Raw genomic sequence first — 21,479 nt, 5'->3', positions numbered from 1 at the left:
TGTAAAAGCCACCCCCATTTTACTAAGAGCTATCAAATAACTACATTTGCAATCTTGGTTAAAAATTTATGGCGATATCAAATGAAAATATAGAGGTTTTAGGGGCACGAGTTCATAATCTAAAGAATATAGATGTCACAATACCTCGTGAAAAGTTAGTTGTTATTACGGGGCTTTCAGGCTCTGGTAAATCATCACTTGCATTTGATACAATTTATGCAGAAGGACAACGGAGATATATAGAAACATTCTCTGCGTATGCCAGACAATTTCTGGGCAGTCTGGAGCGACCTGATGTAGATAAAATCGATGGTCTTTCTCCTGTAATTGCTATAGAACAAAAAACAACCAGTAAAAGCCCAAGAAGTACAGTAGGTACAATTACTGAGATATATGATTTCTTAAGACTTTTATTTGCTCGTGGTAGTGATGCATATAGTTATAACTCTGGTGAAAAAATGGTGAGTTATAGTGATGAACAAATCAAAGACCTTATTCTAAAAGATTTTGATGGAAAAAGGATAAATATCCTTGCTCCCGTTGTCCGATCTAGAAAAGGGCATTATCGAGAACTTTTTGAACAAATAGCAAAACAAGGATTTGTAAAAGTACGTACTGATGGAGAAATCAAAGATATCACCAAAGGGATGAAACTGGATCGCTATAAAATGCACGATATAGAGATCGTTATAGATCGTTTGGCAGTTAGTAGTGACAAAGATAATTCTAAACGTTTGATGGAGACTATCAATACTGCCATGTATCACGGTGATGACGTATTGATGGTAATTGAACAGGAATCTAAAGAAGCACGATTTTTTAGTAGAAATTTAATGTGTCCATCCAGTGGAATTTCTTATCCAAATCCAGAACCCAATAACTTTTCATTTAACTCACCAAAAGGTGCCTGTCCTAAATGTAATGGTATTGGAAACCTATATGAAGTAAATACTAAAAAGATAATCCCAGATGATTCTAAATCTATCAAAAATGGAGGTTTAGTTCCACAGGGACCACAAAAGAATAACTGGATTTTTAAACAATTGGAATTAATCGCACAACGCTTTGATTTTAAACTTAGTGACCCTATTAAGAAAATTCCAAAAGAAGCCTTGGAAGTCATTCTTTATGGGGGAAAAGAAAAATTTAGTATCGACAGTAAAACTTTAGGAGTTACAAGAGAATATAAAATTGATTTTGAAGGCATTGCGACTTTTATAGATAATACCTACACCAATAATGATTCTACTTCTCTGCGGAGATGGGCTAAGGATTTCATGGATAATATTGAATGTCCTCAATGTAATGGATCCAGATTACGTAAAGAATCCTTGTATTTTAAAGTTGGCGAAAAAAATATAGCTGATCTGGCAAATATGGACATTAGCGAGCTGGCAGATTGGTTCATTAATCTTCCAGGGCAACTAAATGAAAAGCAAAAACAAATTTCGGGAGAAATCCTTAAAGAAATTAATGCCCGACTGCAATTTCTAATAGATGTTGGATTAACTTATTTGTCTTTAAACAGAAGTAGTAAATCACTTTCTGGTGGCGAAGCGCAACGCATTCGCTTAGCTACTCAAATTGGATCTCAGTTAGTTGGAGTACTATATATCTTAGACGAACCAAGTATTGGATTACATCAACGTGATAATGAAAAATTAATTAATTCTTTGATTCAGCTTAGGGACATTGGTAATTCTGTTATCGTGGTTGAACACGACAAAGATATGATCGAACGAGCAGATCACGTAATTGATATTGGTCCTAGAGCAGGAAAACACGGGGGCGAAATCATCAGCGAAGGTACTCCAGAAGCCATAAGAGATCACAATACATTAACTGCTGATTATCTAAGCGGTAAAAAACAAATAGAAGTTCCTGCTAAAAGAAGAAAGGGAAATGGTAAAAAGATTTCTTTGACTGGTGCTACAGGAAATAACCTTAAAAATGTTTCAATAGATATTCCTTTAGGCAAAATGGTAGCTGTTACTGGAGTTTCTGGTAGTGGTAAATCTACATTGATAAACGAAACACTTTACCCTATTCTTAATGCTTATTATTTTAACGGTGTTAAAAAGCCTATGCCTTATAAAAAAATTAAGGGTTTAGAGCACGCTGATAAAGTAATTGACATTAATCAATCACCAATAGGTCGTACACCGCGATCTAACCCTGCTACCTATACAGGAGTATTTTCTGAAATTAGAACATTATTCTCTAAAACACCAGAAGCAATGATCCGTGGATATAAACCCGGACGTTTTAGCTTTAATGTTACTGGAGGAAGATGTGAAACTTGCAAAGGTGGCGGTCTACGTGTTATCGAAATGAATTTCTTACCAGATGTTTATGTAGAATGCGAAACTTGTCAAGGAAAAAGATTCAATAGAGAAACTTTAGAAATAAGGTACAAGGGTAAATCCATTTCTGATGTCCTGAATATGACCATTAATGAATCCTGTGACTTTTTTGATCAAATCCCTAAAATTTTCAGAAAATTAAAAACTATTAAGAGTGTTGGCTTGGGGTACATTACCTTAGGACAACAATCTACTACGCTATCAGGTGGTGAAGCACAACGTATTAAATTAGCAACAGAGTTATCCAAAAGAGATACTGGAAATACTTTTTATATATTAGACGAACCAACAACCGGACTTCATTTTGAAGATATCAGGGTATTAATGGAAGTACTAAATGAACTTGTAAACAAAGGAAATACGGTGCTAATTATAGAACATAATTTGGATGTTGTAAAAATGGCGGATTATATTATAGATATTGGATATGAAGGAGGAAAAAATGGTGGAGAGGTTGTGGCAAAAGGAACTCCAGAAGAAATTATCAAAAATAAAAAGAGCTACACCGCAAAATTTTTGAAGAAAGAGTTAGAAGTAAGTAGTCAATTTAAATGATGATTCATTATATTCTTCAACTTTAAAATAAATAAACTAATACAAGTAACAAATCAAGGTTAAATTGGCTATTTGCCGAAAACCTCAAAATATAATTTATGAGAAAAGAACGACGTCACAAAGGATGGAATGAGATAAAAACAAATGATTCATGGGCAATCTTTAAGATCATGGGAGAATTTGTTAATGGATTCGAAAGAATGAGTAAAATTGGTCCTTGTGTATCTATTTTTGGATCCGCAAGAACCAAAACCGACGACAAATATTATCAATTAACTGTAGATGTAGCTCAAAAAATTGTAGAACACGGGTATGGTGTTATCACTGGTGGTGGCCCGGGTATTATGGAAGCAGGTAATAAAGGAGCTCATTTAGGTGGCGGAACATCTGTAGGTCTTAATATAGACTTACCCTTCGAACAACACGACAATCCTTATATTGACAGTGATAAAAGTTTAGATTTTGATTATTTCTTTGTTCGTAAAGTAATGTTCGTAAAATACTCTCAGGGATTTGTAGTAATGCCAGGAGGATTTGGAACCTTAGATGAGCTTTTTGAAGCAATCACCTTGATACAAACTAAAAAAATCGCAGTATTTCCTATTATTTTAGTAAGTACTGAGTTCTGGGGAGGACTAATGGATTGGGTAAAAAGTACTCTTTTGGATAAATTTGGAAATATTAGTGCTGGAGATTTGGATTTAATTCACGTTGTGGATACACCAGAAGAAGTATTAGATATATTAGATAAATTCTATGGCGAATATAATCTAAGTCCGAATTTCTAAAAAACACCTCTTTACACGCAAACTCAGCAAACTCAATAATGAACAGGACATTAATAATTGTCATAGTATTTTATAGTGCCCAAATTTCATTTGGGCAGGCTACTATTAAAACTATGTTTTATAATGTGCTAAACTACCCTTCTGCTCCACCTACAAATAAAGAGAAATTATTAGAAACTATTATAGACAGTTATGAGCCAGATATTTTTATGAATTGTGAATTGGGGACAGAAGCCGGAGGTGATGAAATACTAAATAATTCATTAAATGATGATATTTTATCTTTACAAATAAATACTCATACGGAACCTATAGATTTAAAAATATACAATACTTTAGGACAAGAAATAAAATCCTTTTCTGCAACTGGAAACAACATTACCAATATCCCTGTATCTGCATTAAGTAAGAGTATTTGCTACCTTGTCCCAATTAGCATAAATAGTAACACGATTAAATTTCTAAAGAAAAGTTGAGCTTATCCAAAATATTCCATATCATTTTAATACTCTTTGTATTGCAGTCTGTATCAGCTCAGCACTATATTGCTATTGATGGTGCCTTGGACGCAGAAAATAAAGTAATATCAATACAACAAGAAATTACTTACACAAATTCATCAAAAGATACTTTACAAGAATTATTTTTACACGATTGGGCTAATAGTTTTAACAGTAAAACTACTCCACTTGGCGAACGCTTTTCTGAAGATTTTTTAAAACGATTCTATTTTGCAAAAGATTATGAGCGAGGAGCTACGGCTATTGAGACTATTACGGATCAATCTAAAAATAGCCTAACCTGGGAACGTTCTAATAAAACTCCTGATATTATAAAATTAGATATCGACAAACCATTATACCCTGGAAATAGTTTTACGTTTAGTTTAACCTATAAAGTAAAACTGCCTAGTGAAAAATTTACACGATACGGCTATCATAAAGATGGGGATATTAGTCTTAAGTATTGGTATATTGTTCCAGCTGTGTATGATACAAAATGGAATACTTATAGTCATAAAAATCTTGATGATTTATATGCTCCATTAACAGATTATAAGATAAATCTAAAACTTCCATCTTACTTCAACCTTACAAGTGAATTTGATCAAGAAGATATACTTAATTCAGACGATAAAACTAAAACGATCCAACTAAGTGGACAAAACAGAAACGAAGTAAACCTATATCTAGAAAAAAACAATTCGTTTTACAACCTTCAGATGAATGGGTTAAAACTTATTAGTAATATCGAGGATAATGATTTAATGCCTGAGATGAAAAGTGTGGCTACAAAAAGAATCATTAAGTTTTTAGAAAAAAGATTAGGCCCATATCCATTTGATAAAATTTTAGTCTCAGAAAATGATTACAAAAACAATCCTGTATATGGCTTAAACCAATTACCAGATATATTACGACCGTTCCCAGATGGTTTTCAATATGAGATTAAACAGCTAAAATCTATTACCGAAAGTTATCTAGAAAAGACATTAATCATAAACCCTAGATACGATGCTTGGATAAAGGATGCTATTCATATTTACTTAATGATGTCCTATACTGAGCAGTATTATCCAAATATGAAAATCATAGGAAACCTGAGTAAAGTTATTGGTATTCGATGGTTTCACGCCGCTGATTTAGATTTTAATGATCAGTATTTTCTAGGGTATAAAAATATGGCCAGGTTATTTCTGGATCAACCTCTTACTGAACCCCAAGATAAGCTCGTGAAATTTAATAAAAATATCGCTAACGCTTATAAGGCGGGAATTGGTTTTAAGTATTTAGAAGATTATCTAGAAGACGATAACATTTTATCCGAAGCTGTTAAAAATTATTATAGCGATAATGTATTAAAGCTCACTAGCTCTAAGGAATTTGAAAAAACATTAAATAATCTAACTCCTAAAAATATAGATTGGTTTTTTGAAGACTTTATACCCACTAATGAAAAAATAGATTTCAAAATTAAATCGGTTAAAAGAAGAAAAGACTCTCTGGAAGTTACCATAAAGAACAAAAGAAACAACTCGATGCCTATCTCATTAGCTGGGTTAAGAGATGGACAATTAGTATCCAAAACCTGGATCACTGATATCACAGGAAAGAAGAAAGTAAAAATTGCTAACGAAGATATTGACAAATTAGTTTTAGATTATGATCAGAACATTCCGGAAGTAAATCGTAGAAACAACTACAGAAACCGTAAAGGGATTTTCAATAAACCCATACAATTCCGATTTTTACAAGATATAGAAGACCCGACACGTAGTCAGGTGTTTTACATTCCGGAATTTGAATTTAATGTTTATGATGGTTTAACCATTGGTTCTAAATTTTACAATAAAACATTCATAAGAAGAGATTTTGACTATAGAATTACGCCTAGTTATGGTTTTCTATCTAAAAAATTAATCGGTTCAGCTTTTTTTCAATATAGAGATCAAATTGCAGATTATAATCTTTACCAGATTAAATATGCGTTTAGCGGTAGTATGTTTAGCTATGCGCCCGATTTATTGTTTAGACGCTTCTCTCCTTCTGTTGAATTTTCTTGGCGACCACAAGATCTCAGATCTAATGAGAGACAACGATTATCTATACGTAGTGTAAATGTATTTAGAGAACGAGATGACAACAATCCAGTAGAAACTCCTGATTACAGTGTTTTTAATGTTAGATACAGATATTCTGATTTTAATCTTTTAGACTTTACATCTTATATATTTGATTATCAAATAGCCAAAAACTTCAGTAAATTATCTACCACTATTAACTACAGAAAAGTCTTTCTAAACAACAGGCAAATAAATCTCCGTTTATTCGCAGGAGCTTTTCTTTATAATGATACTGAGAAAGATGGTGATTTTTTCAGCTTTGCTTTAGATCGACCAACCGATTATCTTTTTGATTTTAACTATCTAGGACGTAGTGAAGATGCCGGATTAGTAAGTCAACAAATAATTATTGCAGAAGGAGGGTTTAAATCTCAACTTGATTATCCTTTTGCTAACCAATGGATTACTACCCTTAATGCTAATACCAATATTTGGAAATGGATATATGCATATGGAGATGTTGGTTTTGTTAAAAACAAAGGAATGTCTACAAAATTTGTATATGATGCGGGTGTGCGAGTAAGTCTTGTTGCTGATTATTTCGAACTTTTCTTTCCTGTTGTATCTAATAACGGCTTTGAAATCAATCAACCCAACTACAATGAGCAGATCCGATTTATTATTACATTAAGTCCGCAAACACTTATTGGTCTATTTACCAGAGAATGGTATTAGTAAAAATTGAGTTTTAAATAAAACTCAATTCTTCCTTCAATATTCCAATTCAAATTGGTTATATCAAAGATAATTTTCGTTAGGAGGTATTTCTTTTTCTGGAGTGGTTCTTATTAAATATTTCATCAAAAGATAAATACTTAATACGTGAGCAATATTAATAAATACAGTGAAAATCCTACTTGAATAAAACAACTCATTTATAGGCAATAAAGACACTATAAATATACATAAAAAAGCTACCACAATTAATTTCAAACCTTCTTTAGAAATATCCTGTACATATATAAGATAAGATAAAATCAAATACAAAGTAGAACCAATTAAACAAACAACTACCTCTGGAAGAGCCTCTTTTACGACATCAATAAGTAATTGAGCAATAGCATATATCAAATAAACAACTAATCCAGAACTAACTAAAATAGGTACTGATAAAAAAGTATTACGGTTAATATTTTTAACTAACAAATACTTTCTCAATGCTAGTGTACACGAAATAAAGTATATAGATGTCAAAATACATATCGTTGCAAAATTCTGAACAAAATCAGTATAAATAAGAGTATCGCAAATAATCATGGAAACTAAACTGAGTACATACCAAAAATTTATTTTAAGTATCCGTTCAAAATAAATGACACCTATAGAAACTATCATTATTGGTAAAGCATATGCTAAATATTTTTTATCAAAAAAAACAGTAATTATAACAACCACTGAGAAAGTAAAATAGAATAATATATCCGTTAGCCTTATGTTTTTCAAAAATACACTGTTACATTTCTAAGAATTCATTGTTACCCATAAAAAAACACTATTATCCTTATAGTGATCTTCAATAACAGTTCTAAGTTATATTATTTTTTGGATTTGTAGGAATAAAATAGACTTAACCTTTGATCTAGTTAGTTAAACATCAAAAAAACAACTAAAAATCAAGTTTTTAAATAAAACAAAGAACCAAATAACATCATTCTTAAAAGCATCGATGCTAAAATCACATACAATACGAATATATTGGCAGTTTACTCGACAAACTCGAGCAAGCTTGTACAAATAACAAATTCAAATATTCTTTATAACAAATCAACAAAATAGTAAATGTGAAAATTTTGAACATTTGTTAATCAGTTCTTAAAAAAATGAGCTAAACAAAGAATTCAATAATGAAAATTGAATTTAAATGAATTATCCTTAATAAATTTAATACTTCTTGTCTTGGAATTGGCTTGAATTTTAACTAAATTCGCACACCGTAAAACATCGTTCACATGCAGCCTGAAACAACAATTACACCTGATATTTCTTTTGAAGAATATAGAGATCAAATACTTAGAGATTACAAAATCGCTTTAATAAGTAGAGAGTGTAGTTTATTAGGACGGAGAGAAGTACTTACAGGAAAATCTAAATTCGGAATTTTTGGTGGCGGAAAGGAATTACCTCAATTAGCAATGGCTAGAGTTTTTCGTGATGGTGATTTTAGATCAGGATACTATCGTGATCAAACATTTATGATGGCAATAGAACAATATACTGTGGAACAATTTTTTGCAGGTTTATATGCCCATACTGATATTAAAAAAGAACCTTTTGCTGCCGGTAGACAAATGGGTGGCCACTTTGCAACTCATAGTCTTAATGAAGATGGATCTTGGAAAAATCTAACAAAACAAAAGAATTCTAGTTCTGATATTTCTCCAACCGCTGGTCAAATGCCTAGATTACTGGGTTTAGCACAGGCATCTAAAGTATACCGTAATGAAAAAAGCGTAAAGGAAAATACTAATTTTTCTATTAACGGAAATGAAGTAGCTTGGGGAACTATAGGTAACGCTAGTACCAGTGAAGGACTTTTTTGGGAAACTGTAAACGCAGGTGGCGTTTTACAGGTACCAATGGTGATAAGTGTATGGGATGATGAATATGGAATTTCAGTACACGCAAAACATCAAACTACAAAAGAAAATATATCTGCAGTTCTAGAAGGATTTAGACGTGATGAAAAACATGATGGATATGAAATTATAGTAGTAAACGGGTGGGATTATCCAGCTCTTGTAGAAGCCTATGAAACAGCTGAAGATTTAGCTAGAGAACAACATATTCCAGTTATAGTTCACGTAAAAGAACTAACACAACCACAAGGTCACTCTACATCAGGATCTCATGAGAGGTATAAAAGCGAAGAAAGATTAAATTGGGAACGCGAATACGACTGTAATAAAAAATTTAGAGAGTGGATTATTGATCATAATGTCGCTACGGTTGATGAATTACTTACATTAGAAAAATCTTGTAAAAAAGTAGTTAGACAAGGTAAGACGAGCGCTTGGAATGCCTATATATCTGAAATTGTTGCGGAACAAAAGGAAGCACTTATTGTGCTGAAAGCTGTAGAAGCTAAAAGTGCTAACAAAAATTTCATCTCTCCTCTCGTAAAAACATTAGCAGATAAAGACGAACCAATCCGTAAGGATATTCTCGAAGCAACACGAATAACGTTACGATATATTGTCAAAGAAGATTTTCCAGAAAAAACTAAACTTCAGAACTGGATTAACAGTTATATAGAAAAAATTCAGCCTAAATATAGTGATCACCTGTATAATGATTTTGATAGTAATGTTACTAACATCAAAGAAGTTATACCGCAATATTCAGAAAATGCAGAGACAGTAGATGCTCGTTTGATTCTCAGAGATAATTTTGATCAAATATTTAGTAGAATTCCTGAATCATTAATTTTTGGAGAAGATAGTGGTAAAATTGGTGATGTTAATCAAGGACTCGAAGGATTACAAGAAAAATTTGGGGACATAAGAGTTTCTGATGCTGGTATTAGAGAAGCAACTATTATCGGTCAAGGAATAGGTATGGCTATGAGAGGTCTTAGACCCATAGCGGAAATACAATATCTGGATTATATTTTATACTGTATACAAGGATTAAGTGATGACCTTGCTACCTTAAGATACAGAACATTCGCTAAACAAAAAGCACCATTAATTGTTAGAACAAGAGGTCACAGATTAGAAGGTATCTGGCATTCTGGTTCACAAATGGGTGGTTTGATTCATTTATTGCGTGGAATTCATATTCTTGTACCACGAAATATGACTAAGGCTGCTGGATTTTATAATACTTTAATGGATAGTGACGAACCAGCAGTGGTAATAGAATGTCTTAACGGATATCGTCTTAAAGAAAAAATGCCTTCCAATCTATCTGAAATCAGAACACCCGTTGGTGTAGTTGAAACCGTAAAAGAAGGAAGTGACATAACTCTGGTTTCCTATGGATCAACATTAAGACTAGTAGAGCAAGCTGCCAAAGAATTATTATCCTTGGGTATTAATGCAGAAGTAATTGATGTACAATCCCTAATTCCATTTGATTTAACACACGATATTGTAAAAAGTGTAGCTAAAACCAATAGACTAATGATTATTGATGAAGATGTACCTGGTGGAGGAACAGGTTATATACTTCACAAACTTATTGATGAACAAAATATTTATCAATATTTGGATAGTGAGCCGCAAACTCTAAGTGCACAACCACATCGTCCAGCATTTGGTACTGATGGAGATTATTTTAGTAAACCTTCTACAGAAGATATTTTCGAGAAAATTTATAACTTAATGAATGAAGTTAATCCTGTCGAATATCCTAAACTAAGATAAACTGAGAACTTTAAGTAAAACTCGTTAGACGCGTTCTAATCTAAATATATTTGTTCTCAACCGACAAATTTATAAAAAAACAAACCCCTCAGACAGGGGGTTTGGTTTTAGAAAGGGTTTTCTATTCGTATACGCTCTCCTTCTTTATAGGAAATAACAAATATATTTTTATCAATAATACCCGATTTAAGTAGGATTTTTCTAAATTCCTGAGCCTCTTCGAGAGTCTCGAAAATCCCTAAACTAAGTTTATAATAATAAGTATCATTATAAAATAACGTATTGGTAAATTTTTCTGAAACTAAAGAAACCTTATCCGTTGTAAATGACTGTATCTGTACAGAATAAACGGTATCCTTATTTATTAAACTTCTATATAAATAAAGATCCTTTATATTTTTAAGATCAGGCTGATCCTTTTTTAATTCATTCAGCTGATTTTTGAGACCGTTAATCTCTGATTGAAAAGATGAGAATTCTTTATTCTCAGGTGCAACACCACTATCACCGTTATCTATCCAGAATACCGTGTATATAATTAACGCTATTGTAGTAATTAATAAAACAGAGCAAAGTATTTTAAACATTATTTTAGATGCTCTGTTCCTTTTTAATTCTAGTGACTTATCGTTAAGAAGATCCTCTAGCTTTCGTTGTTCAACCTCAGCTTTTTCTATCTGATAATGTAATGATAAAAGATCTTCATTTTTAATATCTGGCATTTTTTACTGGGTATTAAAAAAGATTTATAGGCTTATGGTAATTTCTGTTTCATTATTTTATATACAATCCCATCATTTATTTCTAAAATCATAATAGGCTTATCTTCTATAATTTTCTGAAAAGCCTTTAAAGGAAACCCTTTAGAAATTTGATTTATATCTTGAATACGAACTTTGTCATTCAATTCCAGTCTTCTTAACTTATTACTAGTGTTAGACACATAATAATTGTCGTATAAGAAATATAATGTATCACCATTTTTATCGATATCATATTCTGCTTCATTATTATCCTTAGCTTTTTCTACTGCCTTTCTTCCTTTAAAATATTCTACAAAATCAGCCTCAATAAAAATGACTCCGTTATTTCTAAATACTTTTTTAACATAACAATGTTTCCTCTCGAATTTTAATTTCTTAATAGTATCTACTATAGAATTACTTCCTTCCACATCAACCTTACTAGTGTCAACAGATTCCGTACTAAGATTATTTGTTTGATCAATTAATCCTTTTTTATAATCGGAAATATCAGATTTAAGCTTCATTAATTCCTCTTGCAGGGAATCATTAGTTTTCTGAATTTGGTCTATATCCACCTGTGTATTCTCGTCTTGATCAGCAGAAAACAAAGTTTCTTTTTCACTGAGATAGTATATTCCGCCAGCCATAACAATGATGACTGTAAGAAAAAAAATCATGAAGATCAAACTGTTTCTTTTACTCTTTTTTAATTCTTCAGAAATAGAAACAAGACGTTTCTCAAGCTTCTGCTGTTTCATTCCGGATTTTTCAATCCTATATTGTACCGATAATAATTCGTCTTCTTTATTGTTCATTCTTCTTTTTAAATTTGAAGCTCAGTATTATAACGACTATGGTATCCACTTAACATCCTTAAAATTAGGTTTTCTCTTTTCTAAAAACGCATTTCTACCTTCTTTAGCTTCATCTGTCATATAAGCTAATCGTGTAGCTTCACCTGCAAAAACTTGTTGTCCAACCATACCATCATCTGTTAGGTTCATAGAAAACTTTAGCATTTTTATTGATGTTGGAGATTTTTCTAAGATTTCCTGAGCCCATTGATACGCAGTCTCTTCCAACTCATCGTGAGGTATTACGGCATTTACCATACCCATTTCGTAAGCATCTTGTGCAGAATAATTTCTGCCTAAAAAGAAAATCTCACGTGCTTTTTTCTGGCCCACCATTTTAGCTAAATATGCGGATCCATATCCGCCATCAAAACTAGTAACATCTGCATCTGTTTGTTTAAAAATAGCGTGTTCTTTACTCGCAAGAGTAAGATCACAAACCACGTGTAAACTATGTCCTCCTCCAACAGCCCATCCCGGTACCACAGCTATTACAACTTTTGGCATAAAACGAATAAGTCGCTGAACTTCTAAGATATTTAATCTATGCATACCATCTTGTCCTACATATCCCTGATGTCCTCTTGCTTTTTGATCTCCTCCACTACAAAAACTGAATACACCATCCTTAGTAGATGGGCCTTCCCCAGAAAGCAACACTACTCCTATTGAAGTATCTTCTTGTGCATCATAAAACGCATCATACAATTCACTTGTAGTTTGAGGTCTGAAAGCATTACGGACGTTTGGCCTGTTAAATGCTATTCTGGCTACACCATTTGATTTCTTATAAGTTATATCTTGATATTCTTTTACAGTTTTCCAATTTATTGAACTCATCATATGTTTTTTAGTGCTATCAAAAATAATATAATATATTGTATCAAGCTACATCATTAAGTGAGTTAAATCAAGTTAAAAAATCCATATTTTTTTAACTTTTTACTAAATTAACATAGGTTTTGCACGATTTTTGATATTTTTAATCAAATTACGTAAAGTAAAAAATTATGGTAAGGATCTTGTTTGGATTACTTTTAGGTTGTATTGGTTTTGTTTCTTATGGACAAGAAAAAACCTCTTTTTCTCTTGCTTGGGATGAGATGAGTACACATTTATCCGAAAATGATTTTACATATACTATAGAGCATAAAGAGATCACTCCTTCCCTCTCTTTTATTAGACCCACAATATCTACTAGTAACTATCAACTGATGGAGATAAACCTTTCAATAGATTTACGAAAGCAGTATTTAAAAAATGACACTCCTATCCTACTTCTTCCAGAAAATAAATTTATCCAATCTGATTATGCCGTTTCCATTCCAACTACTGCTACAAAAAGGAATGCTAAAATAACAATCACAGGTAATGGTGGTTATAATAGTAATAACAGTGGCATTAAAAACACAGCTTACAAAGACGCCAGTGCATATACAGGTATTTATTGTCCTGTTACCGGATTACCTTTGACATCAAGAAGTAGAAGTAATTAAAATATACAATCTTTCAAACAAACCTATTCTACTAATCGAATACCATCTTTTTCTATAATAATTTGCTTTGCTTTATATAAAGAACCAATTGCTTTCTTAAAACTTTTTTTACTCAGTTGAAAAACATCTTTAATATCATCAGGATTCGATTTATCATTAAGATCAATAAAACCTCCGCTAGACTTTAACTCATCAAGTATTTGTTGCGCATTTGGCTCAATAGCTCTATACCCATGTCTTTGTAAAGTAAGATCGATTTTACCATCAGGCCGTACTTTTTTCACAAAACCTTTTAGTTGATCTCCTGGAGTAACTTTTTGAAAAATTTCATCTTCATATACCAACCCTAGATGTTTTTGATTCACAATCATATTCCAACCATAGGGAGAAGGATGTGAAGCCATCAAATCAACTTCATCATAAGATGATAACAAGACCAATGAATTATCTAAAAAAGCATTCGTCTTGCTAGATGCAACTAATCTGTTTGTTTTTTCATCAAGGTAAATGTAAATCAAATACCAACTACCTACTCGCATCTTAGACGCCTGCTCCTTAAAAGGAACAAATAATTCCTTTTCTAATCCCCAATCGATAAATGCTCCAACATCAGATACAGTTGTACATTTCAGGTAAGCAAATGAATTAACTGTGGCATAAGGCTCTAAAGTAGTTGCTACAATCCGCTCTTCATGATCTAAATATAAAAACACTTTAATTTCGTCCCTAATCATAAATTCATCCGGAACGTATTTATTAGGCAACAACACTTCATTCCCATCATCGTCACTTAGGTAAACCCCTTGATCTCTTTCTCTTACAATTTCTAGCGTATTATATGTACCAAGCTTAAGCATGTTCTATTTTTTGCGCAAAGATAATTGTTTAATCTTCCTATGTACCATATTAAAACAAAAAAGGTGCTCATTAGAGAGCACCTTTCATTATTTTATGAGCTGTTATTTTATTTGTAAACAGATTCTTTTTTGAAGTGTTTAGCCAGAAGGTAATATACCACTGCTCTGTACTTATTTCGGTTAGATTTACCATATGCATCCATCACAGAAGCAATTGCTTCGTCTAATTTTGGTCCATCAGAAAGTCCCAATTTTTTAATTAAGAAATTTTTCTTTACCGTTTCTAATTCTGCAGGATCACTTCCGGATACAGTAGCAGCATCCTTGTTATAAATAGATGGTCCACAACCAATAGTTACTTTGGTTAAAAAATCCATATCTGCTGTCTGACCAATTTTATCTTTAATATCAGCTGCATACTTAGTTATTAATTCGTCTCTTTTACTCATAAGGTGATAATGTTTTAGGTTTTAGTTAATTTATTATGTTATCTCAAATATAACTTATTTATAAATGAATAATTCATTTATAAATTATATTCTCTGGGCATTTTTAGATAAAATGCTTAAAATAATCGATTAAAACACTATCATTCATTTTTCTTGGTGTAAAAACTTCCAATAACTGTGGTAAGTCATTGTTCATATATAGATTTTTAATGTCTTTCACCAATCCTTTTATTTCATTTGCCTGCGTATATCTAATATTAAACATACTACAAAGCTGCTCCGCAGTAAGATTATGTTTCGTCTCAAAATAAGTGCTAAAATTATAAGTCTCTGATTTTCCTGGTAAAATTCTAAAAATTCCTCCTCCACTATTATTAATTAGAATGATTTTAAAATTAGCTGGTATATTATCATTCCATAATCCATTACTATCATAAAAGAAACTAAGATCTCCTGTTATCAATGTTGTAGGAACTCCAGAAGCTACTGCTGCGCCGATAGCAGTAGATGTACTTCCATCAATACCGCTTGTTCCTCTATTACAATAAACTTTATACGAAGGATTCAATGAAAACAACTGTGCATATCGTACTGTAGAACTATTACTTAACTGAATCATCTGGTCATTCGGAATATGATTAAAAAGTGTTTCAAACACTTTCATATCTGTAAAATCTATACGTTCTAAATATTCAGCGTGCCGCTCTCTTCTTTGATTTCTTCTAGATATCCAAAATGATTTATAATCATTCTCTACAGCTACAGTATCTGGAAGGAAATCAGAGAAAAAGAAATTAGGGTTCATTTTTATATGTTCCGTTAAACAAAAATATGTATCATAAGCCTTCTTCTCGTCGATATGCCAATGTACTTTAGGCTGATAGTTTCTAAAAAAGGCTTTGACTCGTTTAGAAACCACCATTCCACCGAAAGTAAGTAGAATTTCAGGTTGCAATGCTCTAAATTCTTCTTCATTTAACGCTGTAATTAATTGATCAATACAATTAACATGGCTAGCGTGATGAATATTAGATGTCGTTTCGGTCAAAACCAACACAGAAGAATCTTTAGCAAAATGATCTATCCATCTCTGCTCAATACTATTTGGTGTATTAACACCTATCAATATTATTTTTCGTTTTGCTTTATTCCATTCGACAAGCATACTGGATCGTAAAGTATCTGATATACGGCGTTGTTTTATATACTCAACAGGAATATTCTTTGGAGAAATTGTTGGTCGCTCAATGGTATCATATAGCGGCTCATAGAAAGGAACATTAACATGAACCGGCCCACTTTTTTCTATCGAAACATTAAGAGCCAAGTTGATTTCTCTTTCATTATGTTTTTGTGCCTCGTGCTGTTTCTGCTTTATTTTAAGATCATCTATTTCTGTTTCTGGTACAATTTCAGAATATAAATTCGCAGAGTACAAAATATGATTTTCGAATACGTTTTTTTGACGTATCGTTTGTCCGTCACCTATATCAATACGTTCAATAGGCCTATCGGCGCTTAATACCACTAAAGGAATATCACTATAAAAAGCCTCAGAAATTGCTGGATAATAGTTTAACAATGCGCTGCCTGATGTACAAACCAGTGCTACGGGTTTCTTAATCTGTTGTGCTATTCCTAATGCAAAAAAAGCCGCACATCGTTCATCAACAATACTATAGCAATGCATATCAGGATTTTCAGTGAAACCAATAGTCAAAGGTGCATTTCTGGACCCCGGAGATATCACAATATGATGAATTCCTTTTGCTTCACACAAAGCTACAATCGTTTGAGACAAAGGAATTTTGGAATATAATCGTTTCTTCATTCGAGTTGCTAAATTACAATATAGCCGTAATTAAAGCCAGTCTTTTAATGCAAAACTTTTTTCATAGTTTCAGTCTTTCTTACAGTTTCTTCCCATTCTTTTTCAGAAATAGAATCTTTAGTGATTCCTCCTCCCACATAAATTATTGCTTTGCCAGAAGACATCTCCATGCATCTTAGATTTACATACAGATTAGATTCAGTTTTTCCTTTATGATTAATATATAATTCTCCAAGAAAACCTGTATAATATTTCCGATCATACAACTCATTCTCTAAAATAAAAGATTTTGCTAATTTTTTAGGTAAACCGCACACAGCAGGCGTAGGATGTAACACATTGATAATATCTTCTACACTAGAATTTCTATTTTTCAAAAAGCCTTTAATATCTGTTCTCAGGTGTAATAATGTACCTGCCTGATATGTATACGTATTAGATTTTTCAATACTCTTTACTTTAGACGAGAGTTCATTTATAACAAAATCCGTAACCATAGCTTGCTCTTCTATTTCCTTTGCTCCCCAATGCACTTCTAATGAATCAACATAAGGTTGAGTTCCTGCTAATGCCATCGTAAAAAATTGATCTTCTTTTATAGTAACCAAAGTCTCTGGAGTTGCACCAAGCCATGTTCCTACAGCTGGATGATACCAGAAATAGACAAAAGCATTTGGGTAATTATCTATTAACTGTCGAAAAACCTTTAAATAATCCTTATCAGAAAAAATCATTTCTTCTTTTCTAGACAAGACCACCTTTTTAAATGAATCATTAGCAATGGCATCTATACCATCTTTTACTAGCTTTATATGATTTTTTTTTGCTGTAAGGTTGTTATGAATAAAAGAAGATTCATTTTGATTTTGAACTTTCCGTTCCGACGGGCTAACTGTAGTATAGCAACTACTTTTATCCGTTGGTATTAATATCGGTATGTCTTTATTATCAAATGGTGCGAAAACAAAACCTGATGTATCATATGCATTTGCACCATATAAGTGATTATCATTTTGAAGAAAACTATTTATTTTGTTCCCCCCAGGTTTTCTATACACAACAAAAGGTAATTGATGATCCAATTGAGATTGGATTTTCAGGTATAATGCTGAAATATCCATATTATCTGGATTTAGATAATGCTATAGTTGTTAATTTCACAATGGAAATCAAGTTACCTTCTTCATCACGTATTTTAATATCCCAAAGTTGAGTCGTTCTTCCTTTATGAACAATCTCTGCTCTGGCATACACAAATCCCTCTCGAACACTTTTTACATGATTTGCTGAAATCTCCAAGCCTCTTATATAAAACTCTTTAGTATCTAAGAATATATGTGAGGCTGCGCTACCAACACTCTCTGCAAGCGCCACCATAGCGCCACCATGAAGCACACCGTCGGGTTGATGAACCTTTGGGGTAACTGGCATCTTCGCTACTAAATAATCAGCTCCTACTTCACAAAAAGAAATATCCAATGTTTCCATCAGCGTATTCTCACACATTATAGCACATCGCTTCAGTATTTCATCTTCAGTTAACTGCATACTTTTCTAAATTTTAAGTAAAAATAAGCAATGGCATTAAATAATTCTAACTATATTTATGTATTATTTTAACGAACGTTCAATAAAATGCCTAAAGTAAAAACATCAAAAGAAGAAGTACTTAAAAAAGTGATTCCTATACTAAGAGAGCGCGGTATATCAAAAAGTAGCATGAGCGAGTTAGCTAAAGCTTGTGAAATACAAAAATCACACTTCTACTATTATTTTAATAACAAAGAACAGCTTATTAAAGAGGTACTAGCTACTGTTAATAGCTATTTTAGGCATAATTTATTCAAAGTAATTGAAAACGGTAATCTAACTATTGAACAAAAACTTAAAAAAATACACGAACTCATCGATAAAATGTTTAAAAACGCTCATAGTGGCTGTATTATGGCGAACACCGCATTAGAAACTGCTCACTTAGATCCTATTTATAAGGATGAGATAAAATATTTTTTTGAAGATTTTATTTCTGGGTTACAAGTTTTATTAGAACCTAACTATTCTAAACAGGAATCACTAGCTCTAGCAGAACAAATGGTCCAGGATCTCGAAGGTGGAATTTTACTGATGCGTATCTACAATGATCACAAATACATTAACAATGCAGTTTCCAGAATGGAAAAAATAATCATGAAACTATGAAAACATACTACAGAATTGCAAAAAAACCATTTTTCGGACGTTTTATGATTCCATGGAAAAACCCATTATCTGAAGAACAGAACAAAGAATGGAACTTTATTTCCTTTAAAAGCAAATCAGGTGCTTTACTAAAAGGAATGTATTCATCATCCGCTACTGATTTACCCAAAGCTACTATTGTATTAGGACATCCCATGGGAAAAGAAGCCAAAGGATATTTTCTTAAAAATGGATACACCGATATATTAAGGAATCAAGGCTATAATGTATTCATTTTTGATATCAACGGATTTGGAGAAAGTGAAATTGGGAATTTCTATTATCATGAAGATATAATTTCTGCTGGAGATACTGCCAGAAACCTATTCCCGAATACTCCTCTAGGATATTTAGGGATCTCTTTAGGCGGACAGTGGGCTACCATTGCTTTCGCAGAAAAACATAATTATGACTTTGCCATTATAGAAAGTGCCGCTAATACGCTTGATGATTTCTGGGTTCAATATCCTTTTGCAAATTTTGCTTTAAAAACACTAAATACTTTTAATCCTAAGTTAAAAAAGAAAATACGTATGATTGACAGAATCAAAAATGCTCATAGTTTACAAAAGGTTCTTTTTATATATCTAGATAAAGATGAACTCATTAAAGATGATGCAGGATATTGTTTTAACCAAGCTATACCTATTCAATCCGAATTACATGTTATTTCTAATGCAAAACATGCTCAGATTCCAAAATCAAAGTCCCGACATGATTACTTCAATAAAATTGTTGCTTTTTTCGACTCACAAACGGAGCTATATTTACAACAAAACTCAATTTTAAAACCTTAATATATGGAATCTTATATTGTTAAATCTTCCGATAACTACCCAATTTCGGTACACGAATTTGTTCCAAAAATATTTAATTACAAAACTATTGTATTCGCTCCTGCTGTTGCAGTTCCGCAAAAATTTTACTTTAATATGGCTACATACCTGGCAGAAAAAGGTTGTAATGTCTTCACTTTTGATTACAGAGGTATTGGATCTTCAACATCTCAAAGTATTCAGTCCCTAAAAGAATATGGATTCTTTTCCTGGGCAATGGATTTTAAAGCTATATCCAAATATGTAAAAGAGAAATTTCCTGATAACAAACAATATATGATAGGTCATAGTTATGGAGGAAACAGTGTAGGTTTTAGTGATGCGTTTCAATATTATGACAAGTATCTTACTATAGGTTCTCAGTTTGGGTTTTACAAACATTTTACTCCAAGAATACGCGCTTTGATATACCTTAACTTTAAGTTCTTTGTACCTACAACTACATCGATCTTGGGATATTATCCATCAAGTTGGTTTGGGTTAGGAAGACCATTGACCACAAAAGCAGCAAAGGATTGGGCTACTTTCTTGTTACATCCTGATTCTATGTTACATTTTGCCAAAGGAAATTCTGAAACTTATTATCAGGATATTAAAGAGTCTATGCTACTAATTAGCATTGATGATGACCTTTTTGCACCCAAAAAATCAGTTGATATATTAAGTGATCGGGTATATAATAATGCCAAAACAATCAGAAAACACTTAAAACCATCAGATTATAATCTAAAAACAATTGGTCATTTTGATTTTTTTAGAAAGAAAAATCAGAATATCTTGTGGCCTATAATTGATGAATGGTTCCAACTATAAAAAGTTACTAATTATGCAAAAAGAGGTTGTTTATCAATCCACCAATACGTACGATACTTTAAATGAGTTCACTTCTGAAACAAAAACTGTTTGGTTGGTCTTTCACGGAATTGGCTATTTAAGTAGATATTTTATTCGGTTATTCCAGAATTTAGATCCTAAAGAAAACTATATCATTGCTCCACAAGCTCCATCCAAATACTACAAAAACAATGATTACAAAAAGGTGGGATCTAGCTGGCTCACCAAAGAAAATACACAAACGGAAACGAAAAATGTACTCAATTATATTGATTCAGTTATTGAAGCAGAAAAACTTCCTTCCACAACCAAATTTATTATCCTTGGGTATTCACAAGGGGTAAGTATTGCCAGTAGATGGATTGCCAGTAGACAAATACGGCCAGATGGCTTTGTGATGGTTTCCGGAGGATTTCCGAAGGAATTAGAAAAAGAAGATTTTATATTTTTAACCAAAAAAACTAAAGTAACTCACATTTTGGGAGAAAAGGATCCTTATTTTGAAATCGCAAAAGTAGAAGCCGAAAAAATACGTGTAAAAGATATACTACCGCTAATAGAATTCAAATCACATTCGGGAGGACATGAACTAAATATTGAAACTTTAAAAAATATTGTTTAAATTTAAATTAAATTTAAACCTTC

At 32.2% G+C, this 21,479-nt stretch carries 19 protein-coding genes; 10 read left to right on the top strand and 9 right to left on the bottom strand.

Annotated features, from left to right (window positions below):
- Positions 1-68: 68 nt before the first annotated feature.
- The 4 genes from uvrA (at position 69) to Q0921_RS01545 (ending at position 7,004) form a co-directional block, all read left to right on the top strand.
- The gene (gene uvrA / locus Q0921_RS01560) at positions 69-2,918 is read left to right on the top strand and encodes an excinuclease ABC subunit UvrA (protein ID WP_299252254.1); all 2,850 of its coding nucleotides are present in this window, start codon (positions 69-71) and stop codon (positions 2,916-2,918) included.
- Positions 2,919-3,016: 98 nt separating this feature from the next.
- Positions 3,017-3,706: a TIGR00730 family Rossman fold protein gene (locus Q0921_RS01555; protein ID WP_299252252.1), complete on the top strand. Its 690-nt coding sequence runs from the start codon at positions 3,017-3,019 to the stop codon at positions 3,704-3,706.
- Between the two features lie 38 nt (positions 3,707-3,744).
- Entirely contained in the window at positions 3,745-4,182 is a 438-nt protein-coding gene (locus Q0921_RS01550; RefSeq protein WP_299252250.1) for a hypothetical protein, read from the top strand.
- Between the two features lie 41 nt (positions 4,183-4,223).
- On the top strand, positions 4,224-7,004 hold the full coding sequence (locus Q0921_RS01545) for a metalloprotease (RefSeq protein WP_299252247.1): 2,781 nt from the start codon (positions 4,224-4,226) through the stop codon (positions 7,002-7,004).
- A 63-nt stretch (positions 7,005-7,067) separates the two neighbouring features.
- Here Q0921_RS01545 and Q0921_RS01540 read toward each other — a convergent pair whose 3' ends face one another.
- A complete protein-coding gene (locus Q0921_RS01540) occupies positions 7,068-7,772 on the bottom strand; it encodes a hypothetical protein (RefSeq protein WP_299252244.1) in 705 nt (234 codons plus the stop codon).
- Between the two features lie 506 nt (positions 7,773-8,278).
- Between Q0921_RS01540 and Q0921_RS01535 the strand changes: the two genes are divergently transcribed.
- On the top strand, positions 8,279-10,693 hold the full coding sequence (locus tag Q0921_RS01535; protein WP_299252241.1) for a thiamine pyrophosphate-dependent enzyme: 2,415 nt from the start codon (positions 8,279-8,281) through the stop codon (positions 10,691-10,693).
- Positions 10,694-10,800: 107 nt separating this feature from the next.
- On the opposite strand, the gene Q0921_RS01530 is transcribed toward Q0921_RS01535, so the two are convergent.
- From Q0921_RS01530 to Q0921_RS01520, 3 genes are read right to left on the bottom strand one after another with little or no spacing between them, the layout of a single operon-like run.
- Positions 10,801-11,415, bottom strand: coding sequence for a hypothetical protein (locus tag Q0921_RS01530; protein WP_299252238.1), 615 nt, complete (start codon positions 11,413-11,415; stop codon positions 10,801-10,803).
- Positions 11,416-11,447: 32 nt separating this feature from the next.
- Positions 11,448-12,254: a hypothetical protein gene (locus tag Q0921_RS01525; RefSeq protein WP_299252235.1), complete on the bottom strand. Its 807-nt coding sequence runs from the start codon at positions 12,252-12,254 to the stop codon at positions 11,448-11,450.
- 36 nt (positions 12,255-12,290) lie between these two features.
- Positions 12,291-13,133, bottom strand: a complete 843-nt coding sequence (locus tag Q0921_RS01520) for a 1,4-dihydroxy-2-naphthoyl-CoA synthase (protein ID WP_299252232.1) — start codon at positions 13,131-13,133, stop codon at positions 12,291-12,293.
- 170 nt (positions 13,134-13,303) lie between these two features.
- Between Q0921_RS01520 and Q0921_RS01515 the strand changes: the two genes are divergently transcribed.
- Positions 13,304-13,789 (top strand): hypothetical protein, encoded by a 486-nt coding sequence (locus Q0921_RS01515; protein WP_299252229.1) that lies wholly within the window; start codon positions 13,304-13,306, stop codon positions 13,787-13,789.
- 23 nt (positions 13,790-13,812) lie between these two features.
- Here Q0921_RS01515 and Q0921_RS01510 read toward each other — a convergent pair whose 3' ends face one another.
- From Q0921_RS01510 to Q0921_RS01490, 5 genes are all read right to left on the bottom strand, one after another.
- Positions 13,813-14,646, bottom strand: coding sequence for a S1-like domain-containing RNA-binding protein (locus Q0921_RS01510; RefSeq protein WP_299252226.1), 834 nt, complete (start codon positions 14,644-14,646; stop codon positions 13,813-13,815).
- Between the two features lie 107 nt (positions 14,647-14,753).
- The gene (locus Q0921_RS01505) at positions 14,754-15,095 is read right to left on the bottom strand and encodes a DUF2853 family protein (protein WP_299252221.1); all 342 of its coding nucleotides are present in this window, start codon (positions 15,093-15,095) and stop codon (positions 14,754-14,756) included.
- Between the two features lie 103 nt (positions 15,096-15,198).
- Entirely contained in the window at positions 15,199-16,926 is a 1,728-nt protein-coding gene (menD, locus tag Q0921_RS01500) for a 2-succinyl-5-enolpyruvyl-6-hydroxy-3-cyclohexene-1-carboxylic-acid synthase (RefSeq protein ID WP_299252218.1), read from the bottom strand.
- Between the two features lie 44 nt (positions 16,927-16,970).
- A complete protein-coding gene (locus Q0921_RS01495) occupies positions 16,971-18,047 on the bottom strand; it encodes a chorismate-binding protein (RefSeq protein ID WP_299252214.1) in 1,077 nt (358 codons plus the stop codon).
- A 1-nt stretch (position 18,048) separates the two neighbouring features.
- Positions 18,049-18,474: a hotdog fold thioesterase gene (locus tag Q0921_RS01490; protein ID WP_299252211.1), complete on the bottom strand. Its 426-nt coding sequence runs from the start codon at positions 18,472-18,474 to the stop codon at positions 18,049-18,051.
- A gap of 87 nt (positions 18,475-18,561) precedes the next feature.
- On the opposite strand from Q0921_RS01490, the gene Q0921_RS01485 reads away from it, so the two are divergent.
- Genes Q0921_RS01485 through Q0921_RS01470 form a run of 4 tightly spaced genes read left to right on the top strand, consistent with a single transcriptional unit; the run spans position 18,562 to position 21,456 of the window.
- Positions 18,562-19,125 carry a TetR/AcrR family transcriptional regulator gene (locus tag Q0921_RS01485; RefSeq protein WP_299252208.1) on the top strand — a complete coding sequence of 188 codons (564 nt, stop codon included), beginning with the start codon at positions 18,562-18,564 and terminating at the stop codon, positions 19,123-19,125.
- Positions 19,122-19,961: an alpha/beta hydrolase gene (locus Q0921_RS01480; RefSeq protein ID WP_299252205.1), complete on the top strand. Its 840-nt coding sequence runs from the start codon at positions 19,122-19,124 to the stop codon at positions 19,959-19,961. The genes Q0921_RS01485 and Q0921_RS01480 overlap by 4 nt, the downstream gene beginning before the upstream one ends.
- A 3-nt stretch (positions 19,962-19,964) precedes the next feature.
- Positions 19,965-20,813 (top strand): alpha/beta fold hydrolase, encoded by an 849-nt coding sequence (locus Q0921_RS01475; RefSeq protein WP_299252202.1) that lies wholly within the window; start codon positions 19,965-19,967, stop codon positions 20,811-20,813.
- A 13-nt stretch (positions 20,814-20,826) separates the two neighbouring features.
- On the top strand, positions 20,827-21,456 hold the full coding sequence (locus tag Q0921_RS01470; protein ID WP_299252199.1) for an esterase: 630 nt from the start codon (positions 20,827-20,829) through the stop codon (positions 21,454-21,456).
- The last annotated feature ends 23 nt before the right edge of the window (positions 21,457-21,479 follow it).

The sequence above is a fragment of the uncultured Aquimarina sp. genome, from assembly GCF_947496855.1.
Classification (GTDB): Bacteria; Bacteroidota; Bacteroidia; order Flavobacteriales; family Flavobacteriaceae; genus Aquimarina.
This window is presented reverse-complemented; position numbering and strand designations above follow the sequence as displayed.